This window comes from Rhizobium sp. A37_96, assembly GCF_053521765.1.
Genome location: NZ_JBNWDS010000010.1, coordinates 189,362 through 205,225 on the forward strand (window position 1 = coordinate 189,362; position 15,864 = coordinate 205,225).

The following is a 15,864-nucleotide window of genomic DNA, read 5'->3' on the forward strand; positions in this document are numbered from 1 at the left end:
AAGAAACGAACGGAGGCAACACATGGCGAATTTGGGTATTTCGAATACGCATGTGAATCAGTTCGATGGTTCCAAGCGTGCCGCCAAGACGCGGCACAAGATACAGACCGCGGTTCACGTCGCTCTGTTTTCGGCTGCATTCCTGTTCGTCGCGGCCATCGTTTGCGGCATCGTTGTCTGAAAACGATGTTTTGCGGGGCGGCATCCCGTGCCGCCGCTGATCGCTTGGCCGATGCGGCCGATTTCCTGATATATGGATGGTGACAGGCTTGGCCGGCCGGGGGTCGGAAGCCTGTTTGGCTCGTCCTCTCCAACGTCAGCGATCCCTTCAAGGCAATCCCTCTCCCATTTCGTTGGCGGAATTTCGCCGGGCAAAGAAAATTTGGCCGGGCTGATGGCATATACGGCGTGAAAACAGTAAGCTTCACGCAAACAAGAGGCTTTCGGGGAGGCGGCTGGGCGCAGTCAGGATTTGGCGGCGTGAAGAAGCCATTCGGATTTGTGCGTTGCACGTTTTCCAGGACTGAAAAATAGCCGTTTCCGCACGGCGTGACATGAGAGCGCGGCCGCCTTTGCCGGCGCATGCATCCCATGCGAGCGCTTGCATGTGGCTTCGTTTCGGATGGATCATCGCTCCGCAAAAGGGATGTTTCGAAAGGAATTCGCGAATCTTTTGAGGGGGTTCAGTTTAAGTTCATCTTCTGCGGGATATTGAGGGTTCAATATGCCGAACCATGCTGAATTTCCGAAACGGGATCAATCAGCCGAAGGAGAATGCCTCATGACCTTGATCGATTGTCGTTGACGTGTGCGGATCGCTGCCGGAACCATTTGGCCGCGTATCCAGTTTCACGGACACCCACCGGGGATGATGGCAAAGACGCCATGATCCCTAAGACCGGCCCCGTGAAAATCTTCGCCTCTATATGTTTGTTCTAAGCTGTCACTTCGAATTCACCCCCTTCGCCCGCCGGGAAGCGAAGCAAAAGGGTCCAGATGCGTGAATTCTTGTGTCAGGCAGGGCAAAAACGATAAAGGCGATAATGCCACTCACTCTGTTTGGACCCAGAACCCGAATCCATGACATCTCAAAATCTCTCCACCGTTACGCCGCGCGATTCTGAAGCCAAGCAGATCGATCACAACGATGCGATCCGCGCTTCGTATTTCTCCAACGAGCAGATACGGGAATGCGGCGCGACCTTCGCCCGCAACGGCGCCAGCACCAAGCTGCCGGGCTTTGCCCCCTTCGATTTCTTCGCCCGGCACAAGGAGAACGAGAAAGAGATCCTGCGCGTCTATCGCTCGGCCAATGCCGATGTCGATGCCGGCGAATCGATCACGCCGGCGGCCGAATGGCTGCTCGACAACCACTACATCATCGAAGAGGCCATTCAGGAAGTCCGCCGCGATTTTCCGAAGAAGTTCTACGACCAGCTGCAGACGCTGACCATCGGCGGCATGGTGATGCCGCGCACCATGGCGCTGGCCTGGCTCTACGTCGCCCACACGCACAGCACGGTTTCCAACCAGGGCCTGCTGGCTTTGGTCGAGGGCTTCCAGTCGGTGGAGATGCTGAAGATCGGCGAGCTTTGGGCCGTGCCCTCGCTGGTGCGCTACATCCTCGTCGAAAACCTGCGCCGCATTTCGAGCCGCGTCGAGCAGAGCCGCATCACGCGCAAGAAGGCCAATGCCGCCGCCGACGAGCTGATCCGCCTGAATGACGATGCCAAGGTCGCCGAGTTCCTGAAGACGCTCGAGCCCTATACCTCGGACAATACCTTCGCCACGCAGTTCCTCTACCGCCTTCGCGACGGCTCGCATACGTCGGGTCTTGCCGTGACCTGGCTGGAGAAGCGGCTCGCCGAGGCCGGCACCGACGCCGAAAGCGTCATGATGGCCGAGCACAACCGCCTTTCGTCGGGCAACGTGACGATGGGCAACATCATCAAGAGCTTGCGCCTGATCGACGATACCGACTGGTCCGTCTGGGTCGAAGAGGTCAGCGCCGTCGACAAGCTGCTCTGGGACGAGACCGACTACGCCAAGCTCGATCCAGGCTCGCGCAACAGCTATCGCCGCCGCATCGAAAAGCTTGCCCGCCGGTCCGACAAGACCGAAATGGAGATCGCCCAGGTCGCCATGGCGATGACCGAAGCGGCCAGGACATCGGCCGAGAGCGATCCGCGCGAGCCGAATATCGGCGACTACATCATGGGCCAGCAGACGCAGAAGCTGGAAAAGGCCATCGGCTATCGTGCGCCGCTGTCCGTGACTTTCGTGCGCCAGTGGCGCAAGCTCAACTGGCTGTCGATCGCCGCGCCGGTTCTGTTCCTTACTGTCGTGGCGCTGGTCGTCGTCGGCTACTTCATGCTGCACGCCGGCATGGGCTGGGCCGAGACCATTCTGCTCCTGCTGATGTTCTCGCTGCCGGCGTCGGAAGGCGCCACCGGCCTCTTCAACTTCTTCGTCACCATGTATCTGACGCCGGCACGCCTGGTCGGCTACGAATTCAAGGATGGCATTCCGGAAGAGGCCCGCACGCTGGTCGTCGTGCCGACGCTGATCGGCAACCGCGACAGCGTCGACGAACTCGTGCGCAATCTCGAAGTCCATTACCTCGCGAACCCGGGCGGCGAAATCTACTACGCGCTGCTCAGCGACTGGCCCGACAGCCAGGAGGAGGAGAGCGAGCGCGATCTGGAAATCCTCGACTATGCCCGCCGCGAAGTGGCCAATCTGGCTGCCCGCTACAATGAGGATGGCACGCAGCGCTTCTATCTGCTGCATCGTCGCCGTCTCTACAATCCGGCCGAAGGCGCCTGGATGGGCTGGGAGCGCAAGCGCGGCAAGCTGCACGAGCTGAACCTGCTTTTGCGCGGCGACCGCGACACCACCTTCCTGCCCGGCGCCAATATCGTGCCGAAGGACGTGCAGTATGTCATGACGCTCGATTCCGATACGCGCCTGGTGCGCGATACGGTGACGAAGCTCGTCGGCAAGCTGCATCACCCGATCAACCGCCCGGTCTTCGACCCCGAAAGCAAGCGCGTCGTGCGCGGCTACGGCGTGCTGCAGCCGCGCGTGACCCCGTCGCTGACCACGGGCAAGGATGCGTCGGTGTTCCAGCGCGTCTTCTCGGTCAATCGCGGTCTCGACCCCTATGTGTTTGCCGTTTCCGACGTCTACCAGGATCTGGTCGAGGAAGGCACGTTTACCGGCAAAGGCCTCTATCATATCGACGCTTTCGAAGCGTCGCTGAAGGGCAAGATCGACGAAAACGCCGTTCTCAGCCATGACCTGCTCGAAGGCTCGATGGCGCGTTGCGCGCTGGTCACGGATTGCGAACTGGTCGAGGATTTCCCGATCCGCTACGAAGTGGAAGTCTCGCGCCAGCATCGCTGGGCCCGCGGCGACTGGCAGTTGCTTCCCTATCTCTTCAATCCGAAGCGCGGTGTCACCGGTCTCGGCCGCTGGAAGATGATGGACAATCTGCGCCGCTCGCTGACGCCGATCGCCTGGTTCTTCGCCTCCGTCCTCGGCTGGTACTTCATGGGGCCGTTCGCTGCCCTGATCTGGCAGATCCTGCTGATCTTCTGCCTGTTCGTCGCGCCGACGCTGTCTCTTATCAACGGCATCATTCCGCGCAGCAGCGATATCGTCGCCCGCGCCCATCTCTATACGGTGTGGACGGATATTCGCGCCGCCAACGCGCAGGTCGCGCTGCGTATCGTCTTCATCGCCGACGGCGCCTGCATCATGGCCGATGCCATCGGCCGCTCGCTCTACCGCGCCTTCGTCAGCCGCAAGCTGATGCTGCAATGGCGGACCGCCGCAAGCGCGCAGGCAGCAGCCCAGACGACGATCCTCGGTCACTATCGCGTCATGTGGCATGCGCCCGTGCTGGCGCTGCTGGCTCTGGCCTTCGCGTCGCTCTCCGGCGACAACGCCTTCTTCGTCGGCATCCCCTTTGCGCTGCTCTGGGTTCTGTCGCCGGCGATCGCCTGGTATGTCAGCCAGTCGGCCGAAACCGAAGACCGGCTCGAAGTGCCGGAAAGCGTTTCGTTCGAGCTGCGCAAGATCGCCCGCCGCACCTGGCGCTATTTCGAGACCTTCGTCGTCGAACAGCAGAACCACCTGCCGCCGGACAACGTGCAGCAGACCCCGAATGCCGTCGTCGCCTCGCGCACCTCGCCGACCAATATCGGCGTCTACCTGCTATCCGTCATCTCGGCGCGTCATTTCGGCTGGACCTCGTTCGAGGAAACCATCGATCGCATGGAAAAGACCATGGCGACCGTGGCGAAGCTCGAAAAATTCCGTGGGCACCTGTGCAACTGGTATCACACGGATACGCTGAAGCCGATGGGCGCGCGTTACATCTCGGCAGTCGATAGCGGCAACTTCGCCGGCCATCTGATCGCCGTTTCCTCCGCCTGCCGCATCTGGGCGGAAGCACCATCAGCGCATATGCAGGGCAATCTCGACGGTATCGGCGATGTTGCCGGCATTCTCGCCGAAACGCTTGCCGAGCTCCCGGACGACCGCAAGACGGTGCGCCCGCTGCGCCGCCGCCTGGAAGAGCGCATCGCCGGTTTCCAGAGCGCACTTGCCGCCGTCAAGCGCGAGCACGAGTTCGCCTCCATCCGCGTCATCAACCTCTCGGTGCTGGCGCAGGATATCCAGAAGCTGGCGGCAAATCTCGACCATGAGGTCAAGTCGACGCAGAGCGGCGAAGTGCTCACCTGGTCGCAATCCCTCGTGAAGGTCTGCGAAGGCCATGTCGCCGACAGCATCTTCGACCTCGCCAATGTGGATTCGCTGCGCCAGCGTCTGGCGAAGCTGCGGGACGAGATGCGCAATCTCGCCTTCGGCATGGAATATGCCTTCCTCTATCGTCCGGAACGGCGCCTGCTCTCGATCGGCTTCCGCGTCGAGACCAACGAGCTCGACGCCGCCTGCTACGACCTTCTTGCCTCCGAAGCCCGCCTCACCAGCCTTTTCGCCATCGCCAAGGGCGATCTGCCGACCGAGCACTGGTATCGCCTGGGCCGTCAGGTCGTGCCCGTCGGCTCGCGCGGTGCGCTGGTCTCCTGGTCCGGCTCGATGTTCGAATATCTGATGCCGCCGCTCGTCATGCAGGAGCGCCAGGGCGGTATCCTCAACCAGACGAACAATCTGGTCGTGCAGGAGCAGATGAACTACGCCAAGCGCCTGGGCTCCGATATCCCCTGGGGCATTTCGGAAGCGGCCTTCAACGCCCGCGACCACTACATGCACTACCAGTACACCAATTTCGGCGTGCCTTCCCTCGGCCTGAAGCGCGGTCTCGGCCAGAATGCCGTCATCGCTCCCTACGCTTCGATCCTGGCCAGCCAGTATCGCCCGGCCGCGGCGCTGGAAAATCTGCAGAAGCTGCGCAAGGTGGGCGCACTCGGCGTCTACGGCTTCCACGATGCCGTCGACTTCACGCCGACGCGCGTTCCCGAGGGCAAGAAATGCGCTGTGGTCTACAACTACTATGCGCACCATCACGGCATGTCGATCGCCGCGATCGCCAACGTCGCCTTCAACGGCCGCCTGCGAGAGCTCTTCCATTCCGATCCGGTGATCGAAGCGGCCGAACTGCTGCTGCAGGAAAAGGCACCCCGCGATATTCCGGTCATGGCCGCCAAGCATGAGAGCGACCAGCCGGCCAATATCCAGGAAGACATGCTGCGTCCGGAAATCCGCAAGATCGCCGATCCGGCCACGCAGGATCGCGAGCTCGCCTTCCTTTCCAACGGCCATTATTCGGTCATGCTGACCGCGACCGGCGCCGGTTACTCGCGCTGGAACGGCCTGACGGTCTCGCGCTGGCGCGCCGACCCGACGGAAGACCGGTGGGGCACCTTCATCTTCCTGCGCGATACGGCCTCCGGCCAGTGGTGGTCGGCGACCGCCGAGCCGCGCAGCATCGAAGGAGAGAAGGCCAAGGTCTCCTTCAGCGATGAAAAGGCCGAATACAGCAAGACGGTCGGCGATCTCACCAGCGACGTCGAATGCATCGTCGCAACCGAGCACGATGCCGAAGGCCGCCGTGTGACCTTGCTCAACATGGGTGCGGAAGATCGCTTTATCGAAGTAACCTCCTATCTCGAGCCGGCAATTGCCAGCGACGACGTCGATTCCGGTCACCCGGTCTTCACGCGCATGTTCGTGCGCACCGAGATCGGCAATAGCGGCGACGTGATCCGTGCCGAGCGCAATAAGCGCGACTATAACGAGCCGGATATGTCGGTCGCCCATCTGGTGGTCGACAATGCCGGATCGGAACGCCCGACAGAGTTCGAAACCGATCGCCGCAAGTTCCTCGGCCGTGGCCGCACGCTTGCGGAAGCCGCGGCATTCGATCCGGGGGCGACCCTTTCCGGCACGGACGGCTTCACCATGGACGCCTGCCTGTCGCTGCGCCGCGTCGTGCGCGTTCCTGCGGGCAAGAAGGTCAGCGTGATCTTCTGGACCATCGCCGCATCGAACCGCGAGGAAGTCGACAAGGCCGTCGAGCGCTACCGCAATCCTGATACTTTCGGGATCGAGCTCACGCAGGCGTGGACCCGTACGCAGATGCAGATGCGCCATGTCGGCGTCACCTCGCAGCAGGCGGCCGCGTTCCAGAAACTCGCACGCTATCTCGTCTATCCGGACATGCACCTGCGCGCCGACGGCGCCACCGTGCAGGCCGGCCTGCATTCGCAGTCCGCGCTCTGGCCGGTGACGATCTCGGGCGATTTCCCGATCTTCACGCTGCGCATCAACGACGATGTCGATCTCGAAATCGCCAGGGAAGCGCTGATGGCGGCGGAATATATGCGCTCGCGCGGCATCAACGCCGATCTGGTGATCGTCAACGAACGCGCCGTCGACCATATTCAGGACATGCAGCGCGAGCTGGACAAGCTCGTCGAGCACGTCCGTCACAATCAGGGCGACGGTCTGCGCCAGAACATCTTCTCGGTTCGCAAGGACCTGATCGAGAACGAGACCTACCAGGAGATCCTTGCCGCATCGCGGGTGATCTTCCATGCCCGCAACGGCAAGCTGGTGGACCAGATCGCACGCGCGGCGACGCTGTTTGCCTCCGCCCAGTCCGACGGGCCGGCGCCGGTCAATCGCCTCACCGTGCCTGCTGCATTGCAGGAATCGGTCTTTGCGGCCGACATACTGGAGGCGCAGGACGATCTCGATTTCTGGAACGGCTATGGCGGCTTCTCCAAGGACGGCCGCGAATATGTCGTCCGCCTTCCGGGTGGCCAGTCGACGCCGCATCCGTGGATCAACGTCATCTCGAACGAGCGCTTCGGCTTCCATGTCCCCGCCGAAGGCGGCGGTTTCACCTGGAGCCACAATTCGCGCGACTACCAGCTGACGCCGTGGACCAACGACATGGTCGTCAACCGTCCGGGGGAGGCGCTCTATGTGGCCGATCTCGACGGCAACAAGGTCATGACGCCCTATGCCGGCCTGTCGCGCAACGCGAAGGTCCGTTTCGAGGCCCGTCACGGTCTCGGCTACTCCGTCTTCTCGAGCGAAGAGGACGGCGTGGCGCTGGAGTTGACGCAGACCGTCGATCGCGAGCGCCCGGTCAAGCTCTTCCGCCTGCGGCTCAGCAACAACGGCGCCGGTAGCCGGCGGTTGCGGATCTATAATTATGCGGAATGGGTGCTCGGCATCAATCAGAACAAGACCAGGCCCTTCATCCTGTCGACGCTGGATGAGGAGACGGGGGCGCTGTTTGCCAACAACCCATACAGCATCGACTACTTCAAGCGGACCGCCTTCATGGCGGCGAGCGAGACGCATTCGAGCTTCTCGGCAAGCCGTCGCGAGTTCATCGGCCGCCACGGCACGATCCAGATGCCGGAAGCCGTCGTTGCCGCTGCCGCGCTCTCCAACTCCGCCGATCTGGACGGTGATCCTTGCGGCGCACTGGCCTTCGATGTGACGATCGCGGCCGGCGAGCAGAAGGAAATCTGCTTCTATATGGGCGATACCGCCACGGTCGAAGAAGCCCGTGTGCTGGTTTCCGAGATCCGCAAGGCGGATTTCGAGGCCGTGCTTTCGGAGAACCGGGAGTTCTGGAACGGCTTCACCGGTCATGTGAAAATCTCGACGCCGGACAAGGCGATGAACAACATGATCAATGCCTGGCTGCCGTATCAGAGCCTGGGTTGCCGCATCATGGCGCGCACGGCCTTCTATCAGTCGTCGGGTGCCTTCGGCTTCCGCGACCAGCTGCAGGATACGCTGGCCTTCCTGATGCACAAGCCGGAGCTTGCCCGCAACCAGATCCTCAATGCGGCGCAGCGTCAGTTCCGCGAGGGCGACGTGCAGCATTGGTGGCTGCCGGGCAGCGGCGCCGGTGTGCGTACGTCCATCTCCGACGATGTCGTCTGGCTCGCCTATGCCATCGATCAGTATTGCACGGTGACGGGCGACAAATCGATCCTCGACGAGGAGCTTGCCTTCGTCGAAGGTGCGGCATTGATGCCCGGCACGCATGACGTCTTCTATCAGCCGACCGTGTCGCAGGATAAGGTCAGCGTCTACGAGCATGCGGCCATCGCCCTCGATCTCGCGGTCAAGCGCAAGGGCGGCAACGGCCTGCCGCTGATCCTCGGCGGCGACTGGAATGACGGCATGAACCGCGTCGGCGTGCAGGGCCGTGGCGAGAGCGTCTGGCTCGGCTGGTTCCTGGCCGGCATGCTCACCGCCTTCGTGCCTTATGCCGAAGCGCGCGGCGACAAGGAGCGCGTCAAGCGCTGGGCGGATCACCTGCCGGAACTGCGCAAGGCGCTGGAGACGGCCGGGTGGGACGGCGGCCACTATCGTCGCGGCTACTTCGACGACGGCAGCCCGCTCGGCTCCAGCGAGAATTTCGAATGCCAGATCGATTCGATCGCGCAGTCCTGGAACATTCTCTCCGGCGAAGGCGACAGGGCGCGTGGCGAGAAGGCGATGAATGCCGTTCTCGACAAGCTGGTGGACGATGAAAACCGCATCATCCGGCTCTTCACCCCGCCCTTCGCCAAGTCGGCGCGCGATCCGGGCTACATCAAGTCCTATCCGCCGGGCGTCCGCGAAAATGGCGGCCAGTATACCCATGCCGCGACCTGGGTCGTCATGGCGCTGGCAGAGATGAATCGTGGCGACGATGCCTGGCATTGCTTCGACATGCTCAACCCGGTCAACCATGCACGCGATCGTGATCAGGCCGATACCTATCGTGTAGAGCCCTATGTGGTCGCGGCTGATATTTACGGCGAAGGACAATTGACCGGCCGTGGCGGCTGGACCTGGTATACGGGATCCGCAGGCTGGCTGTATCGCGTCGCTGTCGAAGGTATTCTCGGTATCCGCGTGAAGAACGGCCGACTTTTCGTCAAGCCGGCACTGCCTTCGAACTGGGATGGCTTTGCGGCGGATCTCGAGCTGCCGAGCGGAAATTACCGTATTTCCGTCTCAAAAGCGCCCGATGCGACGGGATACTCGGTCACGATTAATGACAGGGCGATCGCCCATCCCGAAGAGGGCCATCCGATCGGACAGTAGCGTTTCCTGCACTGTTTTACGTCAGCGATCGGGGCCAAGAGGGAACTCTTTGGCCCCGACTGCATTTGATTGTCGGAACAGGAGATGTTCATGAACTCCAGGGCGAAAATCGAGCCGACAACGGTGAAGCAGGTGGGCTTGCCGAAGCCGGCGGCACCGCGGGATACCCGACTGGATGTCCTCAGGGCCCTCGCTTTGCTGATGATCTTCATCAATCATGTGCCCGGCCAGATCTTCGAGCAGTTTACCTCGAAGAATTTCGGATTTTCCGATGGAGCCGAGGCGTTCGTCCTGATCTCCGGCATTTCCGTCGGCCTCGCCTACGGTACGAAATTTCTTCCCGGCAACCGGCTGGCAACGATGCTGAAGGCGGTCAAACGCGCCTTTACCCTCTACAACGCACACATGATCACGACCTTCGTGACGCTGGTGCTGTTCATTTCCGGCGCATGGATCTTTCACCAGAAGGGCCTGCTCTGCGAAGTGAACATCCTCGCTTTGCTGATGGACCCGGCACGCGGCATTCCCGCATTGCTGACGCTCGGGCATCAGATCGGCTACAACAACATTCTGCCGATGTACGGCGCCCTCTTCCTGATGCTGCCGCTGATCATGGCGCTGGAGGCGAAAAGCCCCCCGCTTCTGCTGCTGATTTCGGCCGGCGTGTGGCTGGTATCCGGCATCTACTACATCGCGCCGCATACGACACTGCTGGAGGGGTTCTGGTTCCTCAATCCGCTCTCCTGGCAGCTCCTGTTCGTCATCGGCTTCATCGGCACCATGCATGTCAAGCGTGGCGGGCGCATTCCCGTTCATCCGGTGCTGATTGCGCTGGCTTCGGCCTACGTGCTGGTCTCCTTCATTTGGGTCACCGACAAGCTCTGGATCCTTGGCGACTACCTCGCCATGCTCGGCCTGCCCACCGTCGTCACCGGTTTCGACAAGACCTTCCTGTCGCTGCCGCGGCTGCTGCATGTGCTGGCGCTCGCCTATCTGATCATCAGCATCCCCTCGCTGTCGCAGCAGCTGCGCCGCTCGGCCAACCATCCGCTGACGATCCTCGGGCGGCATTCACTGAGCATCTTCGTCGCGGGTACGATCCTGGCCATGGCCGGTCAGGTCTTGCTCTATGTGACCAACAAGAGCCCGACCGTCGGCGCGATCTATGTCGTCATCGGCATCGCCGCGCAGTTTCTCTATGCCTATCACCTGGAGCACAAGCGGCTGCAGCTTGCCGGCCAGCGCGCGCAGAAGGCCACGGCGGAGCGCATCACTCTGCCCCTCCATATCGGCAGGCATCGTTGAACCTTCCATCGAGCCGCGCGCCGATCCGCGGCTCAATTATTTGATTTTCCTGGAATTTTCTATTGTGACACTTTCGCGAAGGAAGTGTGACGTGATTTTTCTGCAACGCGAAATAATCACGCTGCGTTGCGGCAGATATTAAAGTGCCCAAAATCTTGTTGTGCAAAATTTAATTGCTATATGGTCGATGTGACGGCGCTCGGGGAGCGCCAGCATCGCGTCGCCGGCGCATCCGCACGGATGGCCGCGCCTTCGTGGGGATTGTCAAAGTGGGGAATGGGGTAGGGACGTCGAATTCTCGGCGCGATAACTCATGCCCAATCTATACTGGATTGGAGTAATCTATGAATATCAGAAGTCTTCTTCTCGGTTCGGCCGCCGCGCTGGCAGCCGCAACGGGGGCGCAGGCGGCTGACGCCATCGTGGCTGCCGAGCCGGAACCGCTTCAATATGTTCGCATTTGCGACGCCTATGGCGCCGGCTATTTCTTTATTCCCGGCACGGAAACCTGCCTCAAGGTCGGCGGCCGCGTCCGTACCGAGGGCGAATGGTACGATGCCTACAATGCCCGCAGCAAGAACGGTACGCTGTGGCACACCCGCGCGGAGCTGGCCGTCGACACGGCGACCGACACCGAATACGGTCCGCTAAAGACCAACACAGTCATCCGCTGGGACTGGAACGACGGCAACACCACCAGCACCAAGCTGCTCTGGGCCAATATCAGCCTCGGCGGCTTCCTCGTCGGCAAGGCCGACTCGCAATACAACTATTTCATGGGCTATGCCGGCAACGTCATCAACGACGACGTCATCTATGACGGCCCCAAGGAACTGAACCAGCTCACCTACAAATACGATGCCGGCAATGGCTTCACGGCCGTCATCTCGCTCGAAGATTCCAATTCCTCGGGCGATACGTCTTCCTACGGCGGCGCATGGCGTACCGGCAAGGGTGACCATTATGCTCCGGACGTTGTTCTCGGCGCCGGCTACAAGACGGGTGCCTGGACCCTCCGCGTTATCGGCGGCTATGACAGCGTCGTCGAGGAAGGTGCCGTCAAGGCCCGTATCGACGCCGATTTCGGTGCATTCAAAGCCTTCCTGATGGGCGGCTGGAATACGGACGGCGACAAGCTGAACAAGTATGCCGGTTCCTACCTGAACAGCAACCGTGCCGCCTGCCCGACCGACGGCAAGGATTGCGGCTGGGGCGACTGGGCCTTCTGGACGGGTGCCAGCTATCAGCTGACCCCGAAGCTGCAGGCCAATGCCCAGGTTGCCTATACCGATTCGAAGATCTTCGCCGCCACCGCCAACGTCGCCTGGCGTCCGGTCAAGGATCTGCTGGTCGAGCCGGAAGTTTCCTACACCAATTGGGATGCCGCCGACCGCGACCAGTGGGCCGGCGTACTCCGCTTCGAGCGCAAATTCTGATCCGATCCCGGTTGGGTGCCGATGTTAACTCCTGGTGGCATCCAGCCGAATTGACCTCCGATCAGAAAAGCGGAAAGGCCCGGTTTTCCCGCCGGGCCTTTCTTTGTTTTTGGTTCGTCTGTGTTTTCCGGGTGCATTCCTCCCGGGCATTGCCCCTCACCCTAACCCTCTCCCCGTTGAAACGGGGGGAGGGGACCTGTTCCGTGCTTGCGGCACCTGCAAAGAAAGGTCCTGATTTTGCGCGGTAAACTCCCTCTCCCCGCACCTGCCAGAGCTATCGCCTATGAGACGGGATGGCTGCCGCGCAACTCCTTCTCCCCCTCGGGGAGAAGGTGCCGCAGGCGGATGAGGGGGCTGCCAAGGGCACGAAGCTGATGGGTCTGAGGCAAACACCCCCCTCATCCGACCCTTCGGGCCACCTTCTCCCCGAGGGGAGAAGGTATATGCCGCATCGACCGGCCCATATGCGGCAGCCTTGCCGTTCGCGGGTAAAGAGTCTGGGTGAGGAGCCAGAGACGGGGCTGCGGTGGCATCACGCTTGTCTGACAAACTCCGTCAGGCAGGAAGCCACGCAGCAAAAAGCCGGGAGAGCGGTGCTCTCCCGGCTTCGATCTTGGGCCGCTTGCGAAATCAGGCGGCTTCGTGTTCCGTCGTGTGTGCCTTGCGGACTTCCTCGTCCGTCAGGATGCCGCTGGCACGCAGCAGGGCGGCGAAGCGGCCGTTGCTCTGGCTGAGCTCGTTGAAGCTGCCGTTCTCGATGATGCGACCGTTGTCGAGGAAGAGGACGATATCGGCCTCGCGTACCGTCGACAGGCGGTGCGCAATGATGAAGGTCGTGCGGTTCTGGCGCAGGTTGTCGATTGCCGCCTTGACCCGGTTTTCCGTTTCCACGTCGAGAGCGCTGGTTGCCTCGTCGAGCACGAGGATCGGCGCATCCTTGAGGATGGCGCGGGCAATCGCGATGCGCTGGCGCTCGCCGCCCGAGAGCTTGTTGCCACGCTCGCCGACGCGGGTATCGTAGCCGCTTTCACGGTTTTCGATGAAGTCGTTGGCGGCGGCGGCCTGGGCGGCACGGATCATTTCTTCCTGGGTCGCACCTTCGCGGCCGAGGCGGATGTTGTCGCTGATCGAGCGGTTCAGCAAGCCTGCGTCCTGGAAGACGGTGGCGATGTAGCGGCGCAGCGACTTGCGCGTGACCTTGGTGATGTCCTGACCGTCGATGAGGATCTGGCCCTTCTGGGGGTCGAAGACACGTTGCAGCAGGTTGACCAGCGTCGTCTTGCCGGCGCCGGTCGGGCCGACGATGGCGACGGTCTGGCCTGCCTTCACCTTGAAGGAGATGCCGTGCAGGCCCTGCGAGCTGTTGGCGAAGCCGAAGGATACGTCGCGGAATTCCACTTCGCCCTTGACGTCCTTGATTTCGGCGAGGCCGGCCGGCTCTTCGCGGTCGCGAACTGAATCTTCCAGCGTGTAGAAGTCCTCGAGCTTGGCGCGGGCCTCGAAAATTTGGTTGGCGAAGTTGCGCAGTTGCTCCAGGCGGCCGATCAGCACGTTCGCAAAGGCGATGAAGGTGATCAGCGCGCCAAGGCTCAGGCTGCCGTCCTGAACGAGGACGGTGCCGATCATCAGGATCGCCATCATCGCGACGGTCGAGGCCGTGCGGTTCAGGGCGCCGGCCAGGGCCCACCAGTCGAGAACCGGGTACTGGGCAGCCAGCAGCCGCTCGGTGAACGACTTCAGCGCCTTGGTTTCCGCTTCGATGCGGTTGTAGCTGTGCAGCACCGAGACGTTGCTGATCGAGTCGCTGACATGCGAGAAGACGGTGTTGTAGTGGCTTTCGACCGAGGTCTGGCCATCCTTCGTGCGGCTCATGACCAGACGGCCGATGAACCAGTAGAAGACGCCGAGCAGGATGAGGACTGCGGACAGGCGCAGGTCCATGGCCATGGCGGTCGGGATCATGATGACGAGGGCGACGGCGGTCGACAGGTGGTTGCGCATGAACTCCAGCCACAGGCCGAACAGCGCTTCGCAGGCGCGCAGTAGCGTGTTCAGCGCGCTGGCCGTGCCGCGCTGGCTATGCCAGGACAGCGGCATGGAAATGATGCGGCCGAATGCTTCGGTGAGCAGGGATGCGCGCCGGCCATGCGCAAGGCGGTCGGCCTCGCGCGACACCACGATGAAGGCCACGGCGCTGAAGACGGCAAAGCCGGCCCACAGCATCATGGTCGGAGCGACCGGGTCCTTCTTGGCAATGGCGTCGAAGATGCGACCGAACAGAACCGGCTCGTAGATGGTGGTCATCGCAAGCGCGATGTTCGCGATCACGACCATCCATACGCGGTATCGATACGCGCCAAGATACTTCAGGGCTCTGGCATAGACTTTGAACAGCGACACGTCTGGCACCCTCTGTGCATCAGCAAAACTTCGGAATGCTCGGATGCTACAGATTGCTACCTGAACCGGCGATTAACGGAATCTACAGCTGTTTTCTTAAGGGAATTTTTCGCGCGGCGCGCGCGATGAGACGAGGAGGGTGCTATCGGTCGCCGCAGAAATGTGACAATTTGAGGACGAACCTGCCGCGGCATTGTCCGCTCTTAATCGAGCTACGCAGAGATCGCCATTCGCGGGTGAATGGTAAAAAATTCTCTAAGGGCGTTCAATTTTGTACCGTCCCGAGTATGTTGCCGGCAATTGAGCGCGCGCTGTGGGGCCGAGCGGGCATGGTTTACAATGCTCGTCCGCCAATAAGTCAGGCTGAAAAGCCGAGGGGTAGATGTGAATATCCATTCGCTATTACAATTGCTTGTGGTCATCGAGGAGTGCAAGCTTGCCAGGAATGTCGTCACTGAGCTCGAGCTCGTGCTCCGTTCCTATAAGTTCGATTTCTACGGCCTCTTGAAACAGACGCGGCCGAATGTCGATGTCACCAACTTCATGCTGGCGGGACGGTGGCCGGATCAATGGCCGCTGACCTACGTTCGCAAGCGGTACATGCTGGTCGATCCGGTCGCGCGCTATGCCACCCGGGCGCAGCGCCCTTTTCGCTGGCGCGATGCCGTCGCGGCGCTGAAGACAGACCCGCTCCAGCGGCGGATGGAACAGATGATGGCGGATGCCCGCGCCAACGGGCTTGTCGATGGCTATATTTTTCCGATCCATGGGCGCAGCGGCCTGCTCGGAAGCATGACGATCGGCGGCGAGGCGGTCGATCTTTCGCCGACGGAGCTTTCCCTCTTCGATGCGGTTGCCAGAAAGGCCTTCTGGCGGCTTCTGGAGCTGAACGACGAGGCGCAATCCTTCGAGGAGCCCGGAAAAGCCGATGTGAAGCTGACGAAACGCGAGATGGAGGTGCTGAACCATCTCGCCGACGGCATGACGTCGATCGAGATCAGCCGGCTGCTGGCAATCTCCAATCATACCGTCGACTGGTACATGAACAGCATCCAGGACAAGCTGAAGGCCAAGAACCGGCAGCACATCGTTGCCATCGCTTTCAGAAACGGACTTATTCCGTAGCGGTAAC

At 61.5% G+C, this 15,864-nt stretch carries 6 protein-coding genes; 5 read left to right on the forward strand and 1 reads right to left on the reverse strand.

Translation table 11 applies throughout. The features are described from left to right. The first annotated feature begins 22 nt into the window (after positions 1-22). From ACQZ6J_RS23065 to ACQZ6J_RS23080, 4 genes are all read left to right on the forward strand, one after another. Complete coding sequence (locus ACQZ6J_RS23065) at positions 23-181, forward strand: hypothetical protein (protein WP_204326577.1); 159 nt, start codon at positions 23-25, stop codon at positions 179-181. 899 nt (positions 182-1,080) lie between these two features. Continuing rightward, the gene (locus tag ACQZ6J_RS23070; protein WP_449085747.1) at positions 1,081-9,591 is read left to right on the forward strand and encodes a GH36-type glycosyl hydrolase domain-containing protein; all 8,511 of its coding nucleotides are present in this window, start codon (positions 1,081-1,083) and stop codon (positions 9,589-9,591) included. Between the two features lie 90 nt (positions 9,592-9,681). Continuing rightward, a complete protein-coding gene (locus tag ACQZ6J_RS23075) occupies positions 9,682-10,896 on the forward strand; it encodes an OpgC family protein (protein ID WP_449085748.1) in 1,215 nt (404 codons plus the stop codon). A 344-nt stretch (positions 10,897-11,240) separates the two neighbouring features. Next, positions 11,241-12,332 (forward strand): porin, encoded by a 1,092-nt coding sequence (locus ACQZ6J_RS23080; RefSeq protein WP_449085749.1) that lies wholly within the window; start codon positions 11,241-11,243, stop codon positions 12,330-12,332. A 630-nt stretch (positions 12,333-12,962) separates the two neighbouring features. Here the strand turns inward: ACQZ6J_RS23080 and ACQZ6J_RS23085 are convergent. Continuing rightward, complete coding sequence (locus tag ACQZ6J_RS23085; RefSeq protein ID WP_163987262.1) at positions 12,963-14,732, reverse strand: glucan ABC transporter ATP-binding protein/ permease; 1,770 nt, start codon at positions 14,730-14,732, stop codon at positions 12,963-12,965. A gap of 384 nt (positions 14,733-15,116) precedes the next feature. Here ACQZ6J_RS23085 and ACQZ6J_RS23090 point away from each other — a divergent pair, with 384 nt between their 5' ends. Beyond that, complete coding sequence (locus ACQZ6J_RS23090; protein ID WP_163987261.1) at positions 15,117-15,857, forward strand: autoinducer binding domain-containing protein; 741 nt, start codon at positions 15,117-15,119, stop codon at positions 15,855-15,857. Positions 15,858-15,864 lie beyond the last annotated feature (7 nt).

Coding starts and splice junctions, on each gene's coding strand:
- ACQZ6J_RS23080 (WP_449085749.1), top strand. CDS start 11,241: ATGAATATCAGAAGTCTTCTTCTCGGTTCGGCCGCCGCGCTGGCAGCC.
- ACQZ6J_RS23075 (WP_449085748.1), top strand. CDS start 9,682: ATGAACTCCAGGGCGAAAATCGAGCCGACAACGGTGAAGCAGGTGGGC.
- ACQZ6J_RS23070 (WP_449085747.1), top strand. CDS start 1,081: ATGACATCTCAAAATCTCTCCACCGTTACGCCGCGCGATTCTGAAGCC.
- ACQZ6J_RS23065 (WP_204326577.1), top strand. CDS start 23: ATGGCGAATTTGGGTATTTCGAATACGCATGTGAATCAGTTCGATGGT.